Here is a 26,828-nt window from a genome sequence, read left to right as displayed (position 1 = left end):
GTCTACCTTATTTTCGGATATTCAATTGGATTTACTTCATGCATAATTTCGTATATTTTTTCTATCACATCATCTACTGAAGGCTTTGAAAAATAATCTCCGTCTGATCCATAAGCCGGCCTATGATCCTTAGCCGTAATAGTTTTCGGAGCTGAATCTAAATATTGAAATCCATTCTGCTCTTCAAGTATTTTTTGCAAGATATAAGAGCTGGCTCCCCCTGATACATCTTCATCAGCTATTACCAAACGGTTTGTTTTTTTCAGGCTTTCAACTATTTCATGACTTAAATCAAATGGAATTAATGATTGAATATCAATGATTTCAATATCAATACCTAAAGCTTCTAATTCTTTAGCAGCTTCTGTAACAATTTTCCATGTAGCCCCATAAGTTACTACAGTTATATCTTTACCTTCTCGCGTAATATCAATTTTTCCTACCGGAGTGGTAAATTCTCCTAGATTGGAAGGTAGAGGTTCTTTTAATCGATAACCGTTTAAACATTCAATAAGTAAGCACGGTTCTTCCGACTGTATCATAGTGTTGTAAAATCCAGCCGCTTGTACAAAATTTCTTGGTACCAATATATATATCCCTCTCAAGTAATTAATAATTCCTCCCATAGGAGATCCAGAATGCCATATGCCTTCCAATCTGTGGCCTCGTGTACGGATAATCAAAGGTGCCTTTTGCTTTCCTTTGGTTCGGTAACTCAAAGAAGCCAAGTCATCGCTCATAGTTTGTATTCCATAAAGTACATAGTCCAAATATTGTATTTCAGCAATCGGCCGTAAGCCTCTCATGGCCATTCCCATTCCTTGACCTATTATGGTGCTTTCACGAATTCCGGTATCTGATATTCTTGTAGAGCCATATTTTTCTTGTAACCCCTCAAATCCTTGGTTGACATCACCAATTTTGCCAAGGTCTTCGCCAAAAGCAATAATTTCCGGATATTTTTCAAAAAGTTTATCAAAATTATCTCTTATAACAATCCTGCCATCCACCAGATCCGGATTTTCATTGAATATAGGGGGAACATATGGGACATGTACTGCAGAAAATTGTGTGTCTGTATATAATTTAGAATTATAATTTTCGCTTTCTTTATTAAAGACGATCGTATACCAATTTTGTAAATTAGTTTTAGCTTGCGAATCTTCTTCGCGCACTATGCGGAAAACTTTACGTATAAAATGGAAGATGTCTTTTTTGTAAGGAAGAGGAATTTGTAGGAAATTTTCCTTTTCTAAATTTATAAATGCTTTTTTTACGCTATTTTCAGCTAAATCTGTTATTAAAGATAAGGCATTGTTTTTAAGGACATCTATGTCAGAACGGAACTTATTCCATTCGTTTTTTTGATGTTCCTTAACCATTTGCTTAACTTCATCTTCTAAATGTGTTAATTCTTCCTCAGTGGCAACCTTTATTTTCTGATTATTGATCTGATCGTAAGTTTCATAATCAATAATCCATTCCCTGAATTTTTTAATACAGTCATATTCCTTTTCCCATTCTAGCCTTTCAGCAGATTTATATCTTTCATGAGAACCAGAGCTTGAGTGACCTTGAGGCTGAGTGAGCTCACAGACATGGATAATAACAGGTATATGTTTTTCTCTTGCGAATTTTTCAGCTTGTGCATAAGCTTCAATCAATTCCGGATAATCCCATCCGTGGGCTGTGATGATTTCACAACCTCTGGAATTTTCATCATGGGTACGTTTAAAGCCTTGTAAAAGTTCAGAAAAATCATCTTTTGCCCTTTGCTTAGAAGATTCTACAGAAATTCCATAGCCATCATCCCAAATGGAGAGAACCATAGGAATTTGTAAGGCGCAAGCAGCATTCAAGGCTTCCCAAAAATGTCCTTCGGAAGTGCTGGCATCTCCGATGGTTCCGAAAGCAATTTCATTTCCATGATGTGAAAATTGAATTTTATCTTCGAGTTCAGGACAATTTCTATAAATTTTTGAAGCATAAGCCAATCCGAATAATCGAGGTATTTGTCCGGCAGTAGGAGATAAGTCTGCGGCATTATTTTTTTGTTCCGTAAGAACTTTCCAATTGCCTTCATTATCTACTAAATGGGTAGCATAATGACAATTCATCATCCTTCCACCTGATTCCGGTTCTCTTTCTTCGTCTGTATCAGCATAAAGCTGAGCAAAATAATTTTCAACCGTAATTTCACCCACCGCAAAGGCTATTGTTTGATCACGATAATATCCGGAACGAAAATCTCCATTTTTGAAAACTTTTGCCATCGCAATTTGTGGAAGCTCTTTACCGTCTCCTAATATTGCAAATTTAGCCTTTCCAGAAAGAACTTCCTTTCTTGCTAACAAACTGCTATATCGACTGATTAAGCACAATCGATAATCGTTAAGCACTTCTTTTTTAAATTCTTGAAAGCTTAAACTAGCTTCTGATACAGTTGAATTTATTTCTTTAATCACGAACTATTTTTTAAAAAAAAACAAAGTTACAGATTTTATTCTAACTTAAGCTTTCGAACAATAGTTATATAGGTAAAATTTTTTTTGAAAAAAATACTCATAATTTTTATTATATTTATTTTACAAGCTGAAGAATTAATTTATTGGGAAATTAAAAAATTAAGTCAAAAATTATATAGTTAAATTAAGTCTGTTAACCATTATAATTAATAAAATAATAGATAATAGTATTCATTGATGGAGTTAACGTAGATTAGTTATAATATTCAACCAAATAAAAATATAAATTTTTGTATAGCAGAACTTACAGAGTCTTTGATTATATGCCAGAAAAGAAAGGTAAATAAAATAATTTTAAATTAAATCAGGCTAATTTTAAAGATATTAATTTTCACTTATTTGAACGTTTTTTTGAAAGGGAGTAACCAAGAAATATAAATGGGAAGCTATGAAACCAATCCAAAAAAGATACCCTCCTAGATGAAAACGTTCTTTCATAATTTTATGTTCGTAAACAGTTGAAAAATCATGATAGGTGTAGGCTAAACCTAAACAACTTAGAAGTAAAAATAAAAAAAAGATAAGTCTGGATACGGATAAGTGACATAAACGTTTAACCATATATTGCAATAAAATAAAAAATAATTGTAAAGCAAAAATTATCAAAGCTGTTTTCCACCATACTTTTAAAATCTTATATTCTCCGCGAAACAAATTGATTCCCATACGTCCTATCCAAGACATTTTAGAAAGTAATAATCCGATAGATATGGAAAGTACTAACTCGAAAAGTACTAATAGGGATAATCTTTTCATAATATTTGATTATGGCAATAGGCTTATTTCACTATATGTGGTAAAAATAAAAATAAACTATGAAATGAATAAATTTTTCGATAAAATAATTAATCTTTCCAAGCAATACCTTGTCTAATTAAGATAAGCAAATAGAAGCAAATTTGTGAACAAAAAATCAAAAAAAAATAGCGCTTAATAAATAAAAAAAACACTTGGAATCAATTAATAAAAACATATATATTTGAAGCCATTTTACTTATAAATATGGGCACTATGAGAAATTAGGTTAGGATATTCGATAAAGTTCAATGAAACGAATGTATACTGAATTAAATTTAATAATTAGTTAAGAAAAATTATAGAGAAGTGCTTTATGATAAAAAAATATTAATTTAAAAATTAAAATGATGAAAACAGTAAGAAAAATTTTAACAGGAATTTTGTTAGGAAGTATTTTAGTATCATTTACAAAATTTCCTTTAGATTCATCCCCCAAAGAGAAGGAAAATGATCCCAGAAAAGAATTAGCAAATTTTCCAGAGGCAAGTACTGGTATGGTCAGACATGTAATTCTTTTAGATAAAAAAACAAATGAAAATTTATATAAAGTAGAAATTATCCCGGGAAAAGTAATGAAAGTAGATTGTAACAAACATACTTTAATGGGAAAAACAGAGGAAAAAGAATTAGAAGGATGGGGATATACCTATTTTGAATTTTCTTCAGATGGAGAAACTCTTTCAACACGTATGGCATGCCCAAATTCAAATGATGTTGAAAAATTTGTTTCTTCACAATCTACAAATGTCAGCTACAATAGTAAATTACCGATCGTTATTTATGCGCCTAAAGGGTATACCATTAAATATAGAATTTGGGAAGCAAGTAAGGAGAAAAATGCCTCAGAAAAATAATTAAGATAAAAAAAGGATTTCTTTTTAGTTAATTCAAAAAAGAATCCTTTTTTACTTTGAAAAAAATATTATAATTTAAGATAAAAATAGCAATTTATTGATTATAAAATTAAATGTTACTACATACACTTTTATTACATGGGGTTAGAATATCCTTTCTATTTGAATATAAAAATTCCTAGTATTATCGGAAACATTATCTGGTGTATCATTGTTGTCAACTATTACAAAATAAAAAATTCTATACCATTTTTTATCAACGACTAGTTGTACCATAATTACTTCCAAATCGTTGCTAGTACCTACAATACCTGCTGTTGGTGGTGCCGATAAGGATTGATTTTTTCCGGCATTTCCATACACACCATCATCTAAATCTGCAAAATTATTTGGAGCTATTACTATATTTGAACCTGAAGTAATGGTTGCACTGGCTAAAGTCGAATACCAAACTTTGACAGGAGATGATGATATATTTACTAGCCGAGGATTATAAGTAACTGTACCAGAACCTTTATTAGCATTGTCTAATAAATATATATCCAGCCTTATCTTTCCATCAAGGACTGGTAAATTATTAATATATTTACTTAAAAAATAGTCTGGCAAATTTTTATGACTTCCCCAATAACCAGTAGGATCTCCTATACTTGGATCAATATTTGGGCTAATATAAGCTATTTTTTCACCCACCGCTAAATCGTCTCCCATACCCACTTTTGCACTACAATTTTGTCCACCAATTTTAATTTCAAAAGTAGTGGTATTAGGACTGGAACTTGTTGGCGTACCTGTAATATTATACTGTATAACACCACTTCCTTTATTCAAATGTCCTGGATCAAGAGTGGCTGTTAAGCCATTTATCGGGCCTATTTTTTGTGCTCCGTATATACCTTGGTTTCCTCCTGTATAAGGTACTGTCATAATACCGTTATAAGGAACATTTAAAGTATATGTTCTCGGATTAATCAACACGGAATTACACGTAATACTTTCTACACTTGCTGAAATCAGTGGACGTGAATCTAACGTAACCCATTGATTTCCTATCCAAACTGTATAACCAGTATAAGGAAAGCTATCATTTGCTCCATCATTATAAACTAATAAGCCCTTAGCCGGTTTAGGAATAGTTGTGCTATCAGTAGATGAGATTAAAGAAACACGAGGGCCTAAAAAACCTTTTTTATATCCAGGATTTAAATTGTCAACATTTATTTCAAAAATTGAAGAAGAATCTGGGGTATTGGTTCCTATACCTACACTTCCATTATTAGTAATTACAAAATCATTGGTTTGCTGAGCAGGAGTAGGGTCACCCACTTTCGGATTATCCTTGGCTCCATCTACATGGAAGATAGCTTTGGGGTTATCTGTATTTACACCGACTTGGCTATATACGGATAAAGGAATTAATAGCATTCCTAAAAAAATAAATTTAGTTTTCATACATTGAGATTATTTATTAAAAGATTATTAATGTAAAAGTGTTTTAATGATATAAATAATTTTAAGGTTTTTATTTTAGTTTTTAAGTGTTTAAATAAAATTATGCATATAGAGTAATATTAGTGTTAATTGAATTATAATAATATTTGATTCAAATTTAATTATTTATTTTTAAAATAAAATAGTATATCTACTTGATTATGCTGTTTGTTTTAATAAAATATTAATTTTTTATTATTTTATTATATTATTTTTTTGAGATATACCAAGAAATATTTAATAAATCCTTTACAGATATGGCTTTCGTATTTTAAAGAGGAAATAAAAAAAGAAAGGTTATAATTTCTAATAAAGTAAAGAAATCATTTAAAATTATTATAAGATAAGTTAAAAAATGAATATACAATAGGCAAATTCAAACTTTAATTTTAAATTGCTTAGGTATAAATATTTATAAGCCTGAAGAATATGTTATTAAATTAAGAATTTAAGAAGTTTGTAAAGGAAAAATTGCTTTCCATACACTAATTAATATAAAAAAGGATTCCTTTTTAGTTAATATAAAAAAAGAATCCTTTTTGCTTTAAAATTATACTACACTATACTAAAACCTTACAACTTGATTGATCAGACAATCAAATGTAAATCTATGCCTATTGTTATAGTTTATTAATATACTCTGTGAATTGTGATATAAAATTTCCTGGTATTATCGGAATCATCATAAGGCGTGTCTTTATAGTCAACTACCGAAAAAAAAGTAAGCTTATACCATTTTTCATTGATAACAAGATCTACCATTATATTTTCTTGATCACCAACTACACCATCGAAGTTATATATGGGAGACGGTTGATTAGATCCTTTATTTGCATATAAGCCTTCACTAAATGATGCAAAGCCGCCGGGTGCTAATATTACATTTGCGCCTGAAAGATTTGTATTAGAAGCTGTAGAGGAGTACCAAATTTTAACTGGGTTTAGCGTAATATTTATAACACGAGGATTAAAAGTAATTGTTCTAGACTCATTATTTGCATTGTCCGTCATATATATATCCACTCTTAATTTACCATCTAAAATGGGTAAAGTACTATCAAAGTTACTTAAATAATTACTTACTTTATAACCTTTGGCAGAGTCCTTAACTGCCACTATACTTGGGTTTATATTTTTGGTAACGTAAGATTTATACTGACCAACACCTACATCACTTCCTGAACCGACAGTTGTACTACAATTAACACCACCTAATTTAAAAGTAACATAAGTAGCGGATTGTGTTATTGCCGTACCCTTAAAAGAATAATATACTTCACCATCTCCTTTTTCGAAATGTCCTGGTTTAAGAGTTGCCGTAAACCCATTAAATGGTCCAATTTTTTGAGCTCCATATACACCTTGGTTTCCTCGCGTATAAGGTACTGTCATTATACCCTCATAAGCAGTACCTGGTGTAAATGTACTTGGGGTAATATAAACGGAATTACAAGAAATATCTTCTACCTTACCGGGAATAAGCGGGCGAGCATCTAACGTTTCCCATTGATCTCCTACCCATACAGCATATCCGCTATAAGGGAAGTTAGTATTTTCTCCGGTATTATAGACCAATAAACCCTTGGTCGGGTTAGGAACAGTTTTGTCATCAGTAAATGACGTTAAGGAAACACGAGGGCCTAAAAACCCTTTTTTATTATCGGAATTTAAATTGTCAACATTTATTTCAAACATTGAAGAAGGATCGGGGGTATTGGTTCCTATACCTACACTTCCACTGCTAGTAATAACAAAATCATTAGCTTGTTGGGCAGGAGTGGGGTCAGTTGCATTTGGATTATCCTTAGCTCCATCTACATGGAAGATAGCTTTGGGGTTATCTGTATTTACGCCAACTTGGCTATATACGGATAAAGGAATTAATAGCATTCCTAAAAAAATAAATTTAGCTTTCATACATTGAACTTATTTATTAAAAGATTGTCTAGTGTTGAAATTTTCAACGAGATAAATAATATTAAGGTTTTAAATAGTTTTTAAGTGTTAAGATTAAATTTTACATATTTTAGTGTTAAAATTGTTTTAATAGTATTTAATACAAATTTAACTATTTATTTTTAAAAATAAGGTAATATATTTATTGATTATGTAATTTTTTTTCAATAAATGTTCATTTTTTTTATTTTATTGAGTTGTTTATATTTGGTATTTTGATAGAGAATTCTAGTAAATCCTTTACGAATGTGACTCACCAATTTTCTATAAATTAATTGAAAAAGAAAGGGTTTATTTACACTTATAATTTTAAAGCATTATAAGATTAAGTGAGAAAGTCATTTCTTTTGAAATTTAAATTACAATTTATAATTATATTTTTTATAAAGTGTAATAATGAATATTTAAAAGCTAAGATAATTTGAAGTACTTAATTTGTAAATTCAGTTTTCTTATAATCTATTTCTATTTTTGCATTAACTAATATAAATATAACCTAGCTCAAATCGTCCTTTAATATATAAGCAATAATTTCGTTTTAAGATAAAAATACCACTCTTTTAATACGTAAATACGGTTTATTATTCGTTTTTATTTTCATAATAAACATAACGTTTGCACAAATAGCAGAAGTTGTATGTTTATCTCAATTGAAAGTATAACCTTCGTTTCTTAGATGAAATTTACAATTATTAGCCGAAAAAATGAATATCGATGTAGCCGGAGCATCATTTGTGTAAGCCTAATTATGGAATAATTCCATCTTTTCCTGGGCCATGGAAATATATGGAGTACACAACCCTAGAGAGGACAAAAGTAAATTCGGGTACTCTTTTGAAAATGTGCTAAAAACACAGAGTTTACTATGGAGCTCAGTCAATCGGTAAAAAGACAAGAAAAATAGGTAATAGATAGAAAATAAATTTTTTAAAGAAATAACGATACAGGAATTTGAAGAAATCTTACGAAGCAAAAGATCATTGCAAGAAATTATATATCCGGTCTTATTAAAAAATACACAATTATCAGTATAAAAGAATTTCAAAGCTGGTTTTAGCTCATAAAAATATAGCTGAAAAAAGCCTTATATGCAATTAGGTGATTGCAAATTGAACTAAATGAAAAAAATATGAAGTAAAAAAATTAATAAATAATAAGAATGGTATAAAAATTTTATTAAAAATTCCAGCTGTAAGTAGAGTTGAAATGATGGAAGAGACTAATGAAATTAGAAATATACTATTACTAAAAATTTTGAAAAAGGCTTTAGAAAGAAGACCCGATATTAATATTACTAATTGGCAAATCGATAATTTTTATAAAAACTATATTTACCAAAAAATCACAAAAATTATCGGGTCTTAGATTTCCGTAAGTTTTAAACAAATTTAAAGTTCTATAAGAAAATCTTATGGGATTTGGAGTAAGTTTTATTGATCTTTTTTTACGAAAATCAAGAAAATATAAATTCCTCTGTTCACAATAATGATTATTAACTATTGTAGTCTTTCAACATATATATTAATCCTCCAAAAGTCATCATCCAATGTGTCGGTATCATTATTGTCTACAAATGCAAAATAAGATATTCGATACCATTTTTCATCCAATTCAACGTCTACTGTCAGCCCTTCTGTATCTGTGAAGTCCGGTGAAAAATTAATTACACCTCCATTCTGTCTGTACATGTTTCTTCCAAGGTTAGCCCATATACCGTCATCAAGATTAGCCCAAGCCTTTGGCGCCAAGACTAAATTTCCAGCAGATTTAAAAGTAGCACTTGCTCGAGCTGCAAACCAAAATTTTAATGGTTTATCTGTTATATTTACTAGTCTAGGATTGTAAGTAGTATTACCTGCACTTACATTTGCAGGGCTAAATAGATATGCATCCACTCTTAATTTATTTCCTATAACAGGCAATTTATTATCATAATAACTTAAAAAATATATAGGATTGTAATTATTAGCGCTTCCACCAGATTCTCCAATTGATGCTTTTAATCTATTAGTAGAATAATAAATTTTTTCACCTACAGCGAGACCTTCTCCTGATCCAATATTTGCATCACATCCTTGATTACCCATTGATATTTTAAAGTTGGTAACAACTGGACTCGTAACCGTTGGTGTTCCTTTGATTAAATAACGTAAAGCACCACTCCCAATATTTAATTGCCCACTCTCGAGAGTAGCTGTTAAACCGTTAACTGGACCAAGAGTCTGGTCGTTATAGATGCCTCCGTTCCCTCCTGTATAAGGTACTGTCATAGTCCCTGTAAAAGCTGTTCCCGATTTGTATAATTTAGGATTTAAAGTAACAGAGTTACAAATAAACTTATCTATAGATGCTGGAGAAAGGGTACGTCCTTCTAATGATTTCCATTGAGAACCTTGCCAATATATATATCCATTATATGGGAAGTTAGGATTATCTCCCAAATTATAAACTAATAAGCCCTTAGCCGGTTTAGGAATAGTTGTGCTATCAGTAAATGATGTTAAGGAAACACGAGGGCCTAACAAACCTTTTTTACTTCCGGATTTTAAATTGTCAACATTTATTTCAAAAATTGAAGAAGAATCTGGGGTATTGGTTCCTATACCTACACTTCCATTATTAGTAATTACAAAATCATTGGTTTGCTGAGCAGGAGTAGGGTCACCCACTTTCGGATTATCCTTGGCTCCATCTACATGGAAGATAGCTTTGGGGTTATCTGTATTTACACCGACTTGGCTATATACGGATAAAGGAATTAATAGCATTCCTAAAAAAATAAATTTAGTTTTCATACATTGAGATTATTTATTAAAAGATTATTAATGTAAAAGTGTTTTAATGATATAAATAATTTTAAGGTTTTTATTTTAGTTTTTAAGTGTTTAAATAAAATTATGCATATAATAATATTAGTGTTAATTGAATTATAATAATAATTATTTCAAATTTAATTATTTATTTTGAAAATAAATTAATATATTTATAAATTATGTGATTTTTTTTTATAAATGTTAAATTTTTTTTATTTTATTAAAACAATATATTTAAGATTTAAATGAAGAATTTTAGTAAATTCTTTATGAATGAGACTTATCTATTTTATAGATAAATTAAAAAAACTTATAGGCTCTTGTATAAAAAAAATAATTAAAAATTATTATAGAATTAAGGTAGAGAGTCAATTTTTTTGAAATTTAATTACAATTTATAATTATTGTTTTTTTATAAAGTACAACATTGAATATTTAAAATCTAAGATAATTCGGAGTACTTAATTTATAAATTCATTTTTTTTCTAATCTATTTCTAATCTTGCATTAACGTAAATATAACCTGGGTCAAATCGTCCTTTAATATATAAGAAATAATTTTGTTTTGAAGACAAAAATAACACTCTTATAATGCGTAAATACGGTTTATTATTCGTCTGCATTTTTATAACAAGCATAACATTTGCACAAACAGCAGAAGTTATACGTTTGACCCAATCGCAGGCAGAAGCCTTGTTTCTTAGGCAAAATTTACAATTATTAGCCGAAAAAATGAACATCGATGCAGCCGAGGCATCCATTGTACAGGCAAAATTATGGGATAATCCTAACTTTTCCTTAGGCGATGTAAATTTATGGAGCACTAAATCCCAGCGAGAACAAGAGCAAATTCCGGCACTTTTCGGAAAATTTGCTAAAAATACAGAATTTACCATGGAGCTCAGCCAACTGGTAAAAACGGCAAGAAAAAGAGGTAAATTGATAAATAGGGAAAAGGTTTCAAAAGAAATAGCTGTGCAGGAATTTGAAGAAACCCTACGAGGCTTAAAACTAGAAGTTAGAAAATCACTCCAAGAGATCCTATATTTACAGTCTTATCAAAAAATACTCAGTCATCAGCAAGAGGCCCTTTCAAGGCTGGTTGCTGCCTATAAAAATCAAGTAGCTCAAGGGAATATAGCCAAAAAAGACCTTATACGCCTCCAGTCATCACAACTCGAACTAAATGGAGAAATCTATGAAGTAAAAAACAATTTCAATGAACAACAGAAAATTATAAAAAGTTTGTTGAATATTCCACCCGTTAATACAGTTGAAATAATAGAGGAAAACAACGAAGTTAAAAATCCGGATGATATATTATTACCAAAAATTTTAGAAGAAGCATCAGAAAGCAGACCCGATATAAAAATAGCTAATTTGCAGATCGATTACTTTGACAAAGATCTCATATACGAAAAATCACAAAAAGTACCGGATCTTACCTTTGCTGTAAACTATGACCGCATCAGCGCACCCTGGAAAGATTTTATAGGGTTTGGAGTAAGCTTTGATCTTCCTTTTCTAAACAGAAATCAAGGAAATATAAAAATAGCCCAGGTAAACAAAGAACAAAGTAAATATCAAGCCCAACAAGTAGTAAATACAGCACAGCAAGAAATTTCGGAAGCCTATAATAACTATTCCGCAACCTATCATTTATTTAAAGATATTCAAAAAGAAAATATCTCCGATGATTTAGACTCAATGCTTGATGCCTATACCAGAAATCTAATGAGCAGAAATATAAGTATGCTCGAATTTATAGACTTCATTGAAGCATATAAAACCAATAAAGAAACCCTACTAAATACACGCAAAAATCTATATACACAATTTGAAGAATTACAATATACCGTTGGAAAAGAAATAAGATAAACCCCATGAAAAAAAATATTTACCTACTTTCAAGTCTGGCACTTGCGTTATCCTGCACCGGTGTCAAAGATAAAGACACAAAAGTTCAGGACGATCCGGCAATAAATCAGTCTTTCTTAAAGCATGTAAAGACGATAAAAGCAGAATTAAAGCCACAAGAAGAGGAGCTTACGCTTACAGGAAAAGTAGAATACGATCCGGATAAGATTGTAAACTATGTACCCCTGATAAATGGAGTAGTAACAAAAACATATTTTTCATTGGGAGATCAGGTAAAACGCGGACAAGTTTTGGCAAATGTCAAAAGTTTGGAAGTTAACTCATTACATTCCGAAAAATCTAGTTTGCAATCTGAGTTGGAAGTTGCAAGAAGAGAATTGAAAAGCGCTGAATCCATGTATAAAGACAATATGTTGTCAGAAAGCGAATTAGTAGAAGCAAGAGGAAAAGTAAAACAAGCGGAAGCGGCCTTAAGAAGAGTTCACACAGATATGTCCGTTATAGGCTCTAACAGTAGTGGAGCTTCTTCAATCCTTTCTCCGATGAGCGGATATATAATCAGCAAAAATATTACCTCAGGAAGCACTATTTCCCCCGACGCAGAGCCAATATTTACAGTTGCAGACCTTAGTAAAGTATGGGTAATCGCCAATGTATATGCAAGTAATTTACAATTTGTGAAAGTAGGAATGCCGGTAGAAATGACCTCTTTGTCTTATCCGGGAGAAGTGTTTCAGGGAACCATACAATCCGTATCCCAAGTTTTCGATACCGAAGAAAAAGTATTGAAAGCTCGAATTATCATGGAAAATTCAGATTTAAAATTTAAGCCCGAAATGTCCATGACTATAAAGCTAAAAAACAATACCGAAAATATGAAAGTTTCCATACCAATAAGCGCTCTTATTTTCGATGATGATAAATACTACGTTATAGTAGAAGAATCCAAAGAAAATTTCAAAGTAAAAGAAGTGCAGCTTCAAGGTCACAATGAAGAAACGGCCTATATATTATCTGGGCTTTCCGAAGGAGAAAATGTGGTGGTAAAAAATCAATTACTCATTTATTCAGGATTAAAAAACAAATAACAAAACATGCATAAGTTTGTTGAAAAATGTATAGCTTTTTCATTAAGGAATCACCTATTGATACTATTTCTTAGTGTAATACTTTTTATAGCGGGAATAGTATGCTACATAAACACACCTATTGAAGCATATCCCGATGTTACCAACACAAGGGTAAGAATCATAACTCAATGGCCCGGAAGAAGTGCCGAAGAAATTGAAAAGTTCGTAACGCTTCCCATAATGAGGGAAATGAATACCATTCCTAAAAAGACCGATGTACGATCTACCTCACTTTTCGGCTTATCGGTGGTTACTGTTATTTTTGAGGATGGAGTAGACGATTTTTTTGCCCAACAATATGCCTCAAACCGTATGCAGGACCTGAACCTACCCGAAGGCGCAGATCCTTCTATAGAACCGCCTTCCGGCGCTACCGGGGAAATCTACCGATATACCCTTAAAAGCGATTTGCCGGTTCGTGAAGTTTCCGCACTCAATGAATGGGTCGTAGAACGAGAGCTATTATCAGTTCCTGGGGTTGCCAGTATTGTAAGTTTTGGAGGAGAAGAAAAATGCTATGAAATAAAAGTTAATCCTACAGAATTGTCAAATTACGGACTTTCTCCTTTAGAAGTCTATGAAGCAATTTCCAAGAGCAATATAAATGTGGGAGGAGATGTTATCCAGAAAGGGAGCCAGGCTTACGTGGTGCGAGGCGTTGGATTATTAGATAACATTAAGGATATTGAAAATATATTGATTGAGGTAAAAGGAAGCACTCCGATACGAGTAAAGCAAGTGGCAACAGTTTCTGTTTCGTCAAAACCACGATTAGGACAAGTAGGTTTTGATGATCGAGACGATGTGGTTCAGGGAATCGTAGTGATGCTAAGAGGACAGAATCCCGGAGATGTTATCAAAAATTTGAAAGTAAAAATTGCAGATTTAAATGATCGAATTTTACCCGAAAATGTAAAAATAGAACCTTTTTTGGATCGTACCACCTTAGTCGATGCAACGGTACATACCGTTATGAAAAACTTAATTGAAGGAATAACGTTGGTATCCATAGTTGTATTTATTTTCTTATTCAATTGGAGAACAACAGTAATTGTAGCAACTGTAATTCCGTTATCTTTTTTATTTGCCATTATTATGCTTCGCATACAGGGGCTACCGGCCAATCTTATCTCTATGGGAGCACTCGATTTCGGATTGTTATTAGAAGGTACCTTGGTTATCGTGGAAATTATATTTGTCTCGATGGTAAAACGGACAGAAGAGCTGGGAGGAGAGCGTTTCATAAAAACTTCGAAAGGTGGTCTCATTAAAAAAAGCGCCGGGGGAGTTGCTTCTCACATATTCTTTGCACAAGTGATTTTAGTAGTTGCCTTGTTTCCAATCTTTTCATTTCAGAAAGTGGAAGGAAAGATGTTTTCACCCTTAGCCTTCACATTAGGATATGCCTTATTAGGCTCGCTAATTTTATCTTTGACCTACGTACCGGTAATGTGTAAGGTATTACTTACAAAACCGGTTAAAGAAAAAACGAATCTGATTAGTAAGACCTTCTCTTCAGGACTATATAAAATTTATGAATTTGCCTCTCGTCACCGCAAAGGAAGCATTATTGCATTTTGCATACTACTCCTCTTATGTGTTATCCGATTTAGCTTTTGGGGGACAGAATTTATCCCAAGCATGAATGAAGGCGCTATTTACATACGAGCAACTCTGCCCAACAGCATTAATCTTGACGAATCTGTGAAAATTACTAAACAGATGAAGAAGAAGTTGAGAAGCTTCGATGAAGTACAATTTGTATTATCGCAAACAGGACGTCCCAATGACGGTACAGACCCTACCGGATTTTTTAATATAGAATTCCATGCACAACTAAAGCCTGAAAATCAATGGAAAAAGAAAATAAAGAAAGAGGAACTAATCCGAGAGATGAAAGATTCCTTAGATATTTATCCCGGTACGGTTTTCGGATTTAGTCAGCCGATTCAAGATAATGTAGAAGAATACGTAGCGGGAGTAAAAAGTTCACTCGTAATTAAAATATATGGAGATGACCTCCAAAATCTAGAACAAATTGCAGATAAGGCGGCCTCCGTCATTGAAAAAGTGAAAGGAGTAGAAGACGTAAACGTATTTAGGAGCATCGGATTACCCGAATTGCAAATACGATTGTCTGAAGATCGCATGGCACGTTATGCAGTTTCAATGGCTGACGCTCAGGCAGTGGTAGAAATGGCTATCGGAGGAAAAGCAGCAACCCAATTTTACGAAGGAGAAAAAATATTTGATGTAAGAGTTAGATTTCAAAAGGAATACAGAGATAACGAAGACAAGATCGGAGAAATTTTAATTCCGACGATGGACGGAAAACATGTGCCTTTAAAAGAAATTGCTGATATAAAATTTGTAACCGGTCCCACCTTTATTTACAGAGATGGAAGCAGCAGATATATAGGAGTTGGATTTAGTGTTCGCGATCGTGATTTAGGATCTACGATCAAAGAAGCACAAGAAAAAGTAAATCAAGTAGTTAAGTTAGGTCGTGGTAATCGTATGGTTTGGGCAGGAGAGTTTGAAAGCCAACAAAGAGCGACTCAACGATTGATGATTATAGTTCCTTGCGCATTAATATTGATATTATTCTTGCTTTATATGAATTTCAGAACCATCAAAGATACTTTGATTGCTGCCAGTGCAATGCCTTATGCTTTTATCGGAGGATTTATTTCCCTTTGGCTGACCGGTACTATTTTTGGTATTTCAGCAGGGATAGGCTTTATTATATTATTTGGAATTACTGCCATTGACAGTATTTTGCTAATAGCCCTAATGAAGAAAAAGATGAATACGACGGGAAATTTAAGACTGGCTATAGACAGTGCCGTAAAAAGCAGAATACGTCCCGTATTGATGATTGCCCTTATGGGTTCCATGGGATTGCTACCTGCAGCCATGTCCAATGGAATGGGTTCAGAAGTACAAAAGCCATTGGCAATTATGATTGTTGGAGGTATTATAATATGTATGCTTTTATCTTTTACTATTTTACCACAAATTTTTTACTTTGCTTACAGAAAGAAGCGAAGAATTAAATCATAAAATAGTAACTTTAAGAAGCAAAAAATTAAAATATGGAGTTGTTATTGATTGAAGATAATAAGAAGATCAGTGAGTTTATGGTCAAAGGGCTGGAAGAAAGCGGCTTTTCGGTAACATTGGTAGAAAATGGAGTTGATGCCAGAAGACGTTTACACGAACCCGGTTGGAATATTATCTTGTTGGATATTATGTTGCCAGATATTGACGGAATGGAATTGTTACAATATATTCGATATAAAAAAATAACTACTCCTGTTTTAGTGATTAGCGCATTGGGAGATCCCGATGATAAAGTTAAAGCATTAAGTTATGGAGCCGATGATTATCTAACCAAGCCTTTCCATTTTAAAGAATTAGTAGCACGAATCTATGCCTTGGACAGAAGACGTAAAATAAATTATGATTTATCTAAGGACATTCTGGTATGTGGAGATTTAAAAATGTATTTGGATGAGCATAAAATTTTAAAAGGAGACAAAGAGATCATCCTTACCATTCTCGAATTCAAATTGCTCAAATTCCTGATGGAAAACAAAAATAAAGTAGTCACTCGCACTCAAATTCTCACCAGCGTTTGGGGAATTAACCATGATATAAACACAAATATAGTAGATGTGTATATTTCCTATTTGCGAAATAAAATTGACGGAGATGACGAAAAAGATAAAATCATAGAGACCATTAAAGGAAGAGGATACCGTATTAAATCTTTATAAAATCATCAATGAAAATACAAACACGACTAAGCCTACTCAGTTCCGGTTTTTGGGGAATCGTTTTTATCGTGGTTGCTCTCCTTATTTTCGGATTTTACAAAAGAAGCATTGAAAATTCCGTATACAGGAATCTGGAAAAAACTGCTCAAATTATCGGATATTATTTTTTTGAAGAAGACGAAATAAGTGTTAATGAATTTCAGAAAATAAAAAAGCAATACGAAAAAATTAATAATCCGTATTTTGAAATTTATGACGATCAGAACCAACTAAAATACGGAACCGTTCGCGATATATCTGAAAGTCTAATCGATGAAATACGATCCAAAAAAAGACTCACCTTTTCCACCCCAAATTTTTTATGCTACGGGATGTATTATAATGATAACGAAGGAAATTTTGTTATCATCGTTAAAGAGAATAAACATGATGTGTATCAATACATTAATCCCCTAATTGGAATTTTGGTCTCCGCCTTCATCTTAGGATTATTAGTTACCGTTTTATTAAATCGATGGATTGCCCACATAGCCTATCGACCGATACGGGAAGCTATAAATCAGGTAAAGAGTATGTCTCCCGGAGAAAACATGGAATTAAAAACAAGCGGTAAATATGTTAAAGACGAATTGCATGACCTTACCGATACCTTTAACAAACTGCTCAGAAAAATATCCGATTCAATCAAAATACAACAAAATTTTGTCAGCTATGTTTCTCATGAGTTTAAAACACCATTGGCTGCCATACAAGGAAATTTGGAGGTATTTTCCATGAAAAATCGTACCCCCGAAGAATACCATAAGCTCACACAAACACTGATGGAAGAAATACATCAGCTACAAGAAATACTAGATATTTTACTCATCGTATCTGATTTGCGTAAGAATACGGATATTTCAGAACAAATACGCATAGACGAACTTATTTTTGAAATTATAAAACGTGTTTCCGATAAATACCCCGATTGTAGCGATCTTATAGATTATACCTTAGATATAACCACCGAGCATGTAGAACTTCTTTTCATAAACATTGATAAAACACAGTTATTTATAGCATTGTTTAACTTAATCGAAAATGCGGTTAAATTTTCCCAAAGAAAATTAGTACACATTAAGCTCTACAAAAGAGACCAACGATTGCATTTGTTGATACAAGATCACGGAATCGGAATTCCGGAAAGGCAGTTAGATGAAATAAGTCGTCCTTTTTATCGAGCAGATAATACCGGCAAAGTTTCAGGGATGGGAATAGGATTGTCCATAGCATTACGCATATTAGAAAAAAACAATATACACTATACAATTAAATCCGAAGAAAATCAAGGAACTCAAATAACCTTGATATTTAATGGAGTAAATAGAGAATAATTCACAATCGTATTAGTTCAAACTGTTAATTGTTAAGTCAAAAAGTAAGCATTCTTCGGGTAACCGTTAATTTAGTAAGCAAGGTGGAACTGTAATTAATTCGCCGTTCCAAATTATAACGGAAACCCTTCCGTATAGGTTTGAAATTTGTTACAATAGAAGTGAAGTAGGAGAGAAGGATATATTCTTATGATGGGTCTTCCATTTTAAATTTATATTTTGCGAGGTTCATCTTAATTTAAATCCTTACTTTTGAAGTGAATTTTTGAATGAAACGAAGAAACTATATCATGAATAAGTATCAAAACCCATTAGAAAGCCGATATTGTAGTGATGAAATGTTATATAATTTTTCGCCGGAAAAAAAATTTACTACCTGGAGGAAACTGTGGCTTGCTTTGGCAGAAATACAAAAAGAATTAGGCTTGGATATCTCGGATGAGCAAATTAAAGAGCTTAAAGATCAAGTGAACCACATTGACTATGCAAAGGCCAATGAATACGAAAAGAAATTTCGTCATGATGTGATGGCGCATGTACATGCTTATGGAGATGCAGCACCGGCTGCCCGTCCTATCATTCACTTAGGAGCTACTTCTGCCTTTGTAGGGGATAATACGGATCTTATTCAAATACGCGATGGTTTTGAGCTAATAAAGATAAAATTGGTAAATGTAATTAAAGGATTGCATTCATTTGCCCTTACATATAAAGACCATCCGACCTTAGGATTTACACATTTTCAACCGGCACAATTAACAACCATTGGAAAACGGGCCACTCTTTGGTTGCAGTCTGTATTGTTAGATTTGGAAGACTTGGAATTTCGCCTACAAACCTTGCGTTTCAGAGGTGTTAAAGGAACGACGGGTACAGCTGCCAGCTTTAAAGAATTATTTGACGGAGATTTTTCAAAAGTTAAAGAGCTGGATAGGAAATTGTCCGAAAAATTCGGATTTAAAAAAGTTTTTAAAGTAAGCGGGCAGACCTATGACCGTAAAATAGATGCCCAAGTGTTGGAAGTGCTTTCCAATATAGCCCAGTCGGCACATAAATTTACCAATGATTTACGTTTGCTGCAAAGTTTAAAAGAAATAGAAGAACCTTTTGAAAAGAACCAGATCGGTTCCAGTGCTATGGCTTATAAACGCAATCCGATGCGTTCCGAAAGGATTTCTTCCCTAGCTAAATTCGTTATTTCCTTAGCAACTTCACCCGCGATGGTGGCCGCTACGCAATGGTTTGAACGAACGCTAGACGATTCGGCTAATAAAAGATTGAGCATTCCGCAAGCATTTTTAGCAACAGATGCCCTATTGATTATTTGGAATAATATTTTAGACGGCTTGGTTGTATATCCTAAAATGATTGAAAAACATATTAATGAAGAGCTTCCGTTTATGGCTACCGAATATATAATTATGGAAGGAGTAAAAAATGGAGGAGACCGTCAAGAGCTTCATGAAATAATCCGTAAGCATTCCATGGAAGCAGCAAAAACGGTTAAAACAGAAGGAAAGCCCAATGATTTACTTGATAGAATCTTAACTGATGAAAAAATAAATATTGATAAAGAAAAATTGATGCGGATTGTAAATCCATCTAATTTCATTGGTTTTGCACCTGAGCAAACAGAAGAATTTTTAGATGAGGAAGTCAACCCGATATTAGTAAAATACCAACATCTTTTAGGGATAAATTCCGATTTAAAAGTGTAAAATTTATATACTGAACGACCACTAAGGCAGCTGTGATTTAAATAAATAATTTAAACTAAACTAAACTAAATATTTCCATTCGATTTGCTTAGTCTTAAGCAAAATAAAAATATCAGGTTGCCTAGTGGTTTTCAGTGGTGAAAAACAACATCTATCATAATTTTAAGTTTCCGTACCTGTTTCTTTATAAAATTCTTTTAAGAATTTCTCCATAAAACGATGTCTCTCTCTTGCCATTTCTTTGGCAATATCTGTATTCATCAAATCTTTCAACTTCAATAGCTTCTCGTAAAAATGATTGATCGTACAGGATGTATTTTTTTGATAGGAACTGCTTTCTGTATACTCCATAGGCTTTTCTTCCGGATTAAACAATGCACGGCCTTTACTGCCTCCATAAGCAAAAGCCCGGGCTATTCCTATCGCACCGATAGCGTCTAATCGGTCGGCATCCTGAACGATTTTAGCCTCTATAGTGGATGGTGGGGTGTTGTGTCCGCCCTTGTAAGAAACTTCTTGTATAATCTTTAGAATTGATTTTATATAAGTGTCTTCATAACCTAAGGAAGACAATAAGGGATATACCGTTTCTTCAGTACGATCGATTCCATTGTGGAGCTTATAATCTCCAATGTCATGCAACCATGCAGCCAATAAAACCTTCGAACGATCCGCCGGCTCATAAAGCAATATTTTCTCAGCATTGGTCACAACTCTTTCCATATGCCAATAGTTGTGGCCGCTATTATCTTCGAATAGCTTTTTCTTAATATATGTTTGAATGATTTGTATCGATTTCTCTAATTCCATAGCTAAATTTACTATTTTTTAGCAAAATTAATATCCCATAAAATTTCGATTTTGCGATTTGTTCCTAGCATTTGTTCCTGATAAATCTTACAAAGAAGTTCTAAATACTTAATTTTTCCGCTATAAAAAAGCACCCAAATTATTTATGGGTGCTTATTATCGTTTTTAAATTATTTTGATAGATATTGGGTTGGTTATCCGCTGAAGACTCCCATATCGATAAATTTATTTTGTCTATGTTCTACCAATTGGTCTGGAGACATTTTAGATAATTCTTTATAGGCTTCTAGGACTTGATTTTTAAGAGAATCAAATGCTTTTTGAGGGTTATAATGTGCACCACCCAAGGGTTCTTTAATGATTCCGTCGATGATTCCCAATTTTTGAGAATCTTTCGGTGTTAGGCGAAGATTTTCGGCAGCAACTTCTTTATATTCCCAGCTTCTGAATAAGATAGAAGAGCAGCTTTCCGGGGAAATCACAGAATACCATGTATTTTCCATCATGTATACTTTGTTTCCTACTCCAATTCCTAAAGCGCCTCCACTGGCTCCTTCTCCAATTACCACGCAAATAATAGGCACTTTAATAAGGCACATCTGAGAGATGTTATAGGCGATGGCTTCTCCTTGACCTCTTTCTTCGGCATCTAATCCCGGATAGGCCCCCGGAGTGTCGATTAAGGTCAAAATAGGAATGTTAAACTTTTCGGCAACCTTCATCAAGCGTATTGCTTTTCGGTAACCGTCAGGATTGGGCATACCGAAGCGACGATATTGTCTTTCTTTGGTATTTTTTCCTTTTTGTTGTCCGATAATCATAAAGGTTTTTCCGTCTATTCTTCCTAACCCACCGATCATGGCTTTATCATCCCCGTAATTACGATCTCCGTGTAATTCTATAAAGGTATTGTCCGTAATAGCATTACAATAATCTAAGGAGTAGGGGCGAGACGGATGGCGGGAAAGTTGTACGGTTTGCCAAGGAGTTAGGTTATCGTATATTTGATGTTTGGTATTTTCAATTTTTTTTTCGATTTCTTTACATGCGGAATTTATATCGATGCCGCTTTCAAGACCTAGCTCGATACATTTTTTTAGCTGGTCTTCCAATTCTTTTATAGGCAATTCAAAATCTAAATATTCCATTTTATGAGTATTAGTGACTAAAAAATATACTAACTTTTAAATAAATTAAATTCAAATCTCATTTTTGAAACTACTTAGAAAAGGGTATTTTCAAAAATAATCTTCCAATTAATTACAAATCCAAAATACCCTCGGGTAAAGTCATTGAAATGTATTGGTCAATTTTATTTACTTCAATAATCCAATCATTTATAACGGGAATGTAAATAAATTTATTGTTCGCTAGTTTGATGACAAAAAGAGCTTGTGCGCTGTTGTCATTTATTTCCACGATTTCACCTATCTTTTGCAGATTTTCATCTACTAAAGAAAAATTTATGACCTCGTGATAATAAAATTGCTTTCCTTTCAATTCAGGTAAGGTATCTAAAGGAAGATACAGCTCGGTTCCTATTAAGTCTTGTAAATTGATAGATGAATCTTCAAATTTTACGCGAAGTGAATCTTTAGTATAAAGTTGACATTCATTTAGGAAAAAAGGAACCGGCATTTCATTGATATTAATAAATACCGATTCCAAATTATGGTAAGCTTCAGGTTCATCGGTGTCAATTTTAACTATCAGATGACCCTTTAGACCATGAGGTTTAGTGATTGTGCCTAGATAGTAACAATCTTCTAATCGCATGAATCTATATTAAGCTTTTGGTTCTTCTTTTGTTTCTGCCTGGGCGTCTGTAGCTGCTTCATCTTCTGCGATAATAGCTTCTACTACTTCTTCGGCATCATTGGCTTCCGCTTCTTCTGCTTTTTGTTGTGCAGCAATACGGCTTTCGTTTACTTTTCTTTCCGCTTCAAGCCTTTCTTTCTTCGCTTGTTGTTTGGAAGATGCTAATTTGTCTTTTTTTGCTTGAATGGCTTTTTCTTTTTCTTCCAACCAAGCTTGGAATTTTTTCTCTGCTTCTTCAGCGGAGAAAGCTCCTTTTTTTACTCCCCCGTTTAGGTGCTTTTTCAATAAAGCTCCTTTGTATGAAAGGATAGATTTTGCTGTGTCTGTAGGTAAAGCTCCTTTTTCTAACCAGCTAACGGCTCTGTCAACATTTAGTTCGATAGTTGCCGGATTGGTAGTAGGAACATAAATTCCTAATTTTTCGATGTTTTTACCATCTCTTTTTGCTCGTGAATCTGCCACAACAATGTGGAAAACCGGTTTTCCTTTTTTACCGTGTCTTTGTAATCTAATTTTTACTGCCATATTTTTTTGTTTCGGGATCCCGTCCCCATTAATATTAAGTTTGCAAATATACGACTAGTTTTAGTATCACTGCAAATTTTTGTGTATAATTAAATTATTCGGGAGCTTGTTTGCTTTTCGAGAAATGGGCATCCCAACCTTGTGCGTTTAAAGGAATGCGTTGGGTATTGCCTTTGGTTATAAGTACATTTTCTTGATTTTCAGTTGCATGCCCAATGATGGTGAAATTAGGGTTATGTTTGATTTTATCATGATCTTCGATAGGTATGGTAAATAAAATTTCGTAATCTTCGCCGCCGTTTAAAACACCGGTTACAGGATTAATACCAAATTCTTCTGCTGTAGTGATCACTTGGCTGTCCATGGGGATTTTTTCTTCATAAATGGAAAAACCTACCTTGCTTTGTTGTGAAAGATGGATGATTTCTGAAGCCAATCCGTCAGATATATCAATCATAGAAGTAGGATGTATATCCATTTCTTTAAGCAGGGATTTGATTTCTGTACGTGCTTCGGGTTTTAGTTGTCTTTCCAGAATGTAGGTATAGCTTGATAAATCGGGTTGGAGATTAGGATTAACCTTAAATACGGAATTTTCGCGTTCCAAAACCTGCAATCCAAAATAGGCGCCGCCTAAATCACCGCTAACTACGAGAAGATCGTTAGGTTGGGCCCCTTTTCTGTAAATGATTTCCTCTTTATGGGCATAGCCAATGGTGGTGATATTTATTACCAATCCTAAATGTGAGGAGGCTGTATCTCCACCTACCAAGTCTATAGAATAATGTTTACACGCCAAATGCATACCTGTATATATTTCTTCCAGAGCTTCTACCGGAAAACGATTGGAAACAGCAATGGAAACTAGTATTTGTTCCGGGGTTGCGTTCATGGCTACTAAATCACTTAATCCGATCACTACTGCCTTATATCCGAGATGTTTTAAAGGAGTGTAGGCTAAGTTAAAATGTATATTTTCCAATAACATATCGGTTGAGACCAATACCTTTTTGTCTTTAGGGTCTAATACAGCGGCATCGTCTCCCACACCTTTTAGGGTAGAAGTATTTTTAGGAATAAAATTATTGGTCAGATGGTCGATAAGTCCGAATTCACCATACTCTGAAATAGAAGTTTTATATGGGTTTTTATTATCAAGCATTTTTTAGGTATCTTTTTTTATTTGAGATTTGATTTTCGAATTTACGGTTTTTCTATGTATATGAAGAAAGGATTGTTTTTCGATTAAAAAAATATTTAATTATGAAATATTATTAGGATTGCAAAAAATATGCTTTTTATGAATGAAAATTCATAAAAAGCTATGTTTTCTTATTTCTATTAAATTAAAAAATCCATTGATTTACAATGGATTAATTTTTGAGGCTGTGACGTATCACAAAAATACTAAAATTTGAAAGCAATTCACAACTACTGTCAACTTCTGATTGGTGCTGATCAAGCTGTGACGTATCACAAAAATACTAAAATTTGAAAGCAATTCACAACCTTCTAATACGATCTCATTGTTGTTTAAAGGCTGTGACGTATCACAAAAATACTAAAATTTGAAAGCAATTCACAACGATAGCGGTTTTGCCCATACGATTCAACTCGCTGTGACGTATCACAAAAATACTAAAATTTGAAAGCAATTCACAACGGTCTAAGCTTTCAATCATAGAAACAGCTAGCTGTGACGTATCACAAAAATACTAAAATTTGAAAGCAATTCACAACACATACCCATTCATTTTGGTAAATCGTTGCGCTGTGACGTATCACAAAAATACTAAAATTTGAAAGCAATTCACAACAAACGCTATTAAAAAGGCATATTTACTGCAGCTGTGACGTATCACAAAAATACTAAAATTTGAAAGCAATTCACAACTACTTGCGGTACTGCTTTAACTTCTGATCAGCTGTGACGTATCACAAAAATACTAAAATTTGAAAGCAATTCACAACACCCCTCGAATTTGTACTAGATCCTTTGTAGCTGTGACGTATCACTACAACTACTAATAATTTGAAGGCAATTCACAACAGTTGCAGATAGATATTGGATTTTAATTGTTTTCGCAGTAACATATCACTACAACTACTAATAAATTTGAAAGCAATTCACAACCTGCTCCGGCTAATACTAAAGGATTAGTTAGCTGTGACGTATCACAAAAATACTAAAATTTGAAAGCAATTCACAACTTTATTTATCCGTAAATGGAACGCCATTCTGCTGTGACGTATCACAAAAATACTAAAATTTGAAAGCAATTCACAACAGTTGCAGATAGATATTGGATTTTAATTGTTTTCGCAGTGACGTATCACTACAACTACTAATAAATTTGAAAGCAATTCACAACAATTTTGCTTTAATTTCTTATATCCTTTTAGCTGTGACGTATCACTACAACTACTAATAATTTGAAAGCAATTCACAACGGGGTATAGGAATGCACAATGGTAATTGCGACTGTGACGTATACTACAACTACTAATAATTTGAAAGCAATTCACAACAGTTGCAGATAGATATTGGATTTTAATTGTTTTCGCAGTAACATATCACTACAACTACTAATAAATTTGAAAGCAATTCACAACGCAAGCGTTTTAGAGCTATTAAAACCAATTGCTATGACGTATCACTACAACAACTAATAATTTGAAAGCAATTCACAACTACAGATACAATACTGATTCTTTCTTCTATGCTATGGCGCATTTTACTACAACTATTAATAATTCGAAAGCAATTCACAACATTACATTCCATTTTCGGGTATTGATGCTAGCAGTGACGTATCACTACAACTACTAATAATTTGAAAGCAATTCACAACAGTGATGTGATCCTACACATAATTAATGCTGCTGTGACATATCACATAATACTAGAATCTAAAAGCAATTCACAACTACTCTATTTGTTTTAATTGTTGCTTAAGTGCTATGATGTATCACTACAACTACTAAAATTTGAAAATGATTCAATACATATAAAATACGCAATAAGCGACCTCCTATAATTTCAAAATATCAATTTAAATCTAGTTGCATGTAATAAAGTTAAACATATAAATAACTTAAATTATTGTATAATAAGGGAAATAATTTTGTAATATTATGTTGTATGAAAAAAAATTGTCATTTTGTTTATGTGTATAATTAAATTATTACTATATTTGTTCATTATGATGTTTTAGCATCAATAAAACTATTTTTATATGAAAGACGCTCCTAATTCTGATGAAGCCCTTAATTCATCTTATCAACTCAATCCGCCTAAAAAAGAGGTTCGTTACTACGCTAAATATGGTGGAATAAAAGATGATTTATATGGGAATTCTC

General features: G+C 32.8%; 17 protein-coding genes and 1 CRISPR repeat array. Of the genes, 7 read left to right on the top strand and 10 right to left on the bottom strand.

The window, feature by feature from the left end; translation table 11 throughout:
* Positions 1 to 2: 2 nt before the first annotated feature.
* Positions 3 to 2,453 carry a thiamine pyrophosphate-dependent enzyme gene (locus Q0T35_RS08410; RefSeq protein ID WP_295842592.1) on the bottom strand — a complete coding sequence of 817 codons (2,451 nt, stop codon included), beginning with the start codon at positions 2,451 to 2,453 and terminating at the stop codon, positions 3 to 5.
* A gap of 396 nt (positions 2,454 to 2,849) precedes the next feature.
* Positions 2,850 to 3,281: a hypothetical protein gene (locus Q0T35_RS08405; RefSeq protein ID WP_293918441.1), complete on the bottom strand. Its 432-nt coding sequence runs from the start codon at positions 3,279 to 3,281 to the stop codon at positions 2,850 to 2,852.
* Between the two features lie 389 nt (positions 3,282 to 3,670).
* Between Q0T35_RS08405 and eco the strand changes: the two genes are divergently transcribed.
* The gene (gene eco, locus Q0T35_RS08400; protein WP_295812427.1) at positions 3,671 to 4,177 is read left to right on the top strand and encodes a serine protease inhibitor ecotin; all 507 of its coding nucleotides are present in this window, start codon (positions 3,671 to 3,673) and stop codon (positions 4,175 to 4,177) included.
* 144 nt (positions 4,178 to 4,321) lie between these two features.
* Here the strand turns inward: eco and Q0T35_RS08395 are convergent, their stop codons facing one another.
* From Q0T35_RS08395 to Q0T35_RS08385, 3 genes are all read right to left on the bottom strand, one after another.
* A complete protein-coding gene (locus tag Q0T35_RS08395; RefSeq protein ID WP_295842537.1) occupies positions 4,322 to 5,629 on the bottom strand; it encodes a hypothetical protein in 1,308 nt (435 codons plus the stop codon).
* A gap of 669 nt (positions 5,630 to 6,298) precedes the next feature.
* A complete protein-coding gene (locus tag Q0T35_RS08390) occupies positions 6,299 to 7,585 on the bottom strand; it encodes a hypothetical protein (protein WP_295842536.1) in 1,287 nt (428 codons plus the stop codon).
* A 1,535-nt stretch (positions 7,586 to 9,120) separates the two neighbouring features.
* Positions 9,121 to 10,419, bottom strand: a complete 1,299-nt coding sequence (locus tag Q0T35_RS08385; protein WP_295842534.1) for a hypothetical protein — start codon at positions 10,417 to 10,419, stop codon at positions 9,121 to 9,123.
* Between the two features lie 609 nt (positions 10,420 to 11,028).
* Between Q0T35_RS08385 and Q0T35_RS08380 the strand changes: the two genes are divergently transcribed.
* From Q0T35_RS08380 to purB, 6 genes are all read left to right on the top strand, one after another.
* Positions 11,029 to 12,315 carry a TolC family protein gene (locus Q0T35_RS08380; RefSeq protein WP_293918559.1) on the top strand — a complete coding sequence of 429 codons (1,287 nt, stop codon included), beginning with the start codon at positions 11,029 to 11,031 and terminating at the stop codon, positions 12,313 to 12,315.
* A 5-nt stretch (positions 12,316 to 12,320) separates the two neighbouring features.
* Positions 12,321 to 13,403, top strand: coding sequence for an efflux RND transporter periplasmic adaptor subunit (locus Q0T35_RS08375; protein ID WP_295842532.1), 1,083 nt, complete (start codon positions 12,321 to 12,323; stop codon positions 13,401 to 13,403).
* Between the two features lie 6 nt (positions 13,404 to 13,409).
* A complete protein-coding gene (locus Q0T35_RS08370; protein ID WP_293918556.1) occupies positions 13,410 to 16,508 on the top strand; it encodes a CusA/CzcA family heavy metal efflux RND transporter in 3,099 nt (1,032 codons plus the stop codon).
* A 32-nt stretch (positions 16,509 to 16,540) separates the two neighbouring features.
* Complete coding sequence (locus Q0T35_RS08365; RefSeq protein WP_295842530.1) at positions 16,541 to 17,224, top strand: response regulator transcription factor; 684 nt, start codon at positions 16,541 to 16,543, stop codon at positions 17,222 to 17,224.
* A gap of 8 nt (positions 17,225 to 17,232) precedes the next feature.
* Entirely contained in the window at positions 17,233 to 18,597 is a 1,365-nt protein-coding gene (locus Q0T35_RS08360) for a HAMP domain-containing sensor histidine kinase (protein WP_293918552.1), read from the top strand.
* Positions 18,598 to 18,887: 290 nt separating this feature from the next.
* Complete coding sequence (purB, locus tag Q0T35_RS08355; protein WP_293918550.1) at positions 18,888 to 20,315, top strand: adenylosuccinate lyase; 1,428 nt, start codon at positions 18,888 to 18,890, stop codon at positions 20,313 to 20,315.
* A gap of 162 nt (positions 20,316 to 20,477) precedes the next feature.
* On the opposite strand, the gene Q0T35_RS08350 is transcribed toward purB, so the two are convergent.
* The 5 genes from Q0T35_RS08350 to thiL all read right to left on the bottom strand — a co-directional run bounded on the left by Q0T35_RS08350 (position 20,478) and on the right by thiL (position 24,630).
* The gene (locus Q0T35_RS08350; RefSeq protein WP_295842514.1) at positions 20,478 to 21,125 is read right to left on the bottom strand and encodes an HD domain-containing protein; all 648 of its coding nucleotides are present in this window, start codon (positions 21,123 to 21,125) and stop codon (positions 20,478 to 20,480) included.
* A gap of 194 nt (positions 21,126 to 21,319) precedes the next feature.
* Positions 21,320 to 22,273 carry an acetyl-CoA carboxylase carboxyltransferase subunit alpha gene (locus Q0T35_RS08345; RefSeq protein ID WP_295812397.1) on the bottom strand — a complete coding sequence of 318 codons (954 nt, stop codon included), beginning with the start codon at positions 22,271 to 22,273 and terminating at the stop codon, positions 21,320 to 21,322.
* Between the two features lie 112 nt (positions 22,274 to 22,385).
* Complete coding sequence (gene rimM / locus Q0T35_RS08340) at positions 22,386 to 22,901, bottom strand: ribosome maturation factor RimM (RefSeq protein WP_293918544.1); 516 nt, start codon at positions 22,899 to 22,901, stop codon at positions 22,386 to 22,388.
* A 9-nt stretch (positions 22,902 to 22,910) separates the two neighbouring features.
* A complete protein-coding gene (locus tag Q0T35_RS08335; protein ID WP_293918542.1) occupies positions 22,911 to 23,468 on the bottom strand; it encodes a 30S ribosomal protein S16 in 558 nt (185 codons plus the stop codon).
* A gap of 94 nt (positions 23,469 to 23,562) precedes the next feature.
* Positions 23,563 to 24,630 (bottom strand): thiamine-phosphate kinase, encoded by a 1,068-nt coding sequence (gene thiL, locus Q0T35_RS08330; RefSeq protein ID WP_295842503.1) that lies wholly within the window; start codon positions 24,628 to 24,630, stop codon positions 23,563 to 23,565.
* Between the two features lie 223 nt (positions 24,631 to 24,853).
* Positions 24,854 to 25,439: a CRISPR direct-repeat array (repeat unit 47 nt; unit sequence GCTGTGACGTATCACAAAAATACTAAAATTTGAAAGCAATTCACAAC).
* Positions 25,440 to 26,828: the final 1,389 nt, after the last annotated feature.

Origin of the sequence: uncultured Apibacter sp., from assembly GCF_946479295.1 — a bacterium.
Classification (GTDB): Bacteria; Bacteroidota; Bacteroidia; order Flavobacteriales; family Weeksellaceae; genus Apibacter.
The sequence above is the reverse complement of the archived record's forward strand: the minus strand, read 5'-3'. Positions and strand labels throughout refer to the sequence as shown.

Coding starts and splice junctions, on each gene's coding strand:
- Q0T35_RS08345 (WP_295812397.1), bottom strand. CDS start 22,273: ATGGAATATTTAGATTTTGAATTGCCTATAAAAGAATTGGAAGACCAG.
- Q0T35_RS08335 (WP_293918542.1), bottom strand. CDS start 23,468: ATGGCAGTAAAAATTAGATTACAAAGACACGGTAAAAAAGGAAAACCG.
- Q0T35_RS08360 (WP_293918552.1), top strand. CDS start 17,233: ATGAAAATACAAACACGACTAAGCCTACTCAGTTCCGGTTTTTGGGGA.
- eco (WP_295812427.1), top strand. CDS start 3,671: ATGAAAACAGTAAGAAAAATTTTAACAGGAATTTTGTTAGGAAGTATT.
- rimM (WP_293918544.1), bottom strand. CDS start 22,901: ATGCGATTAGAAGATTGTTACTATCTAGGCACAATCACTAAACCTCAT.
- Q0T35_RS08405 (WP_293918441.1), bottom strand. CDS start 3,281: ATGAAAAGATTATCCCTATTAGTACTTTTCGAGTTAGTACTTTCCATA.
- Q0T35_RS08370 (WP_293918556.1), top strand. CDS start 13,410: ATGCATAAGTTTGTTGAAAAATGTATAGCTTTTTCATTAAGGAATCAC.
- Q0T35_RS08365 (WP_295842530.1), top strand. CDS start 16,541: ATGGAGTTGTTATTGATTGAAGATAATAAGAAGATCAGTGAGTTTATG.
- Q0T35_RS08380 (WP_293918559.1), top strand. CDS start 11,029: ATGCGTAAATACGGTTTATTATTCGTCTGCATTTTTATAACAAGCATA.
- Q0T35_RS08375 (WP_295842532.1), top strand. CDS start 12,321: ATGAAAAAAAATATTTACCTACTTTCAAGTCTGGCACTTGCGTTATCC.
- Q0T35_RS08395 (WP_295842537.1), bottom strand. CDS start 5,629: ATGAAAACTAAATTTATTTTTTTAGGAATGCTATTAATTCCTTTATCC.
- purB (WP_293918550.1), top strand. CDS start 18,888: ATGAATAAGTATCAAAACCCATTAGAAAGCCGATATTGTAGTGATGAA.
- thiL (WP_295842503.1), bottom strand. CDS start 24,630: ATGCTTGATAATAAAAACCCATATAAAACTTCTATTTCAGAGTATGGT.
- Q0T35_RS08385 (WP_295842534.1), bottom strand. CDS start 10,419: ATGAAAACTAAATTTATTTTTTTAGGAATGCTATTAATTCCTTTATCC.
- Q0T35_RS08350 (WP_295842514.1), bottom strand. CDS start 21,125: ATGGAATTAGAGAAATCGATACAAATCATTCAAACATATATTAAGAAA.
- Q0T35_RS08390 (WP_295842536.1), bottom strand. CDS start 7,585: ATGAAAGCTAAATTTATTTTTTTAGGAATGCTATTAATTCCTTTATCC.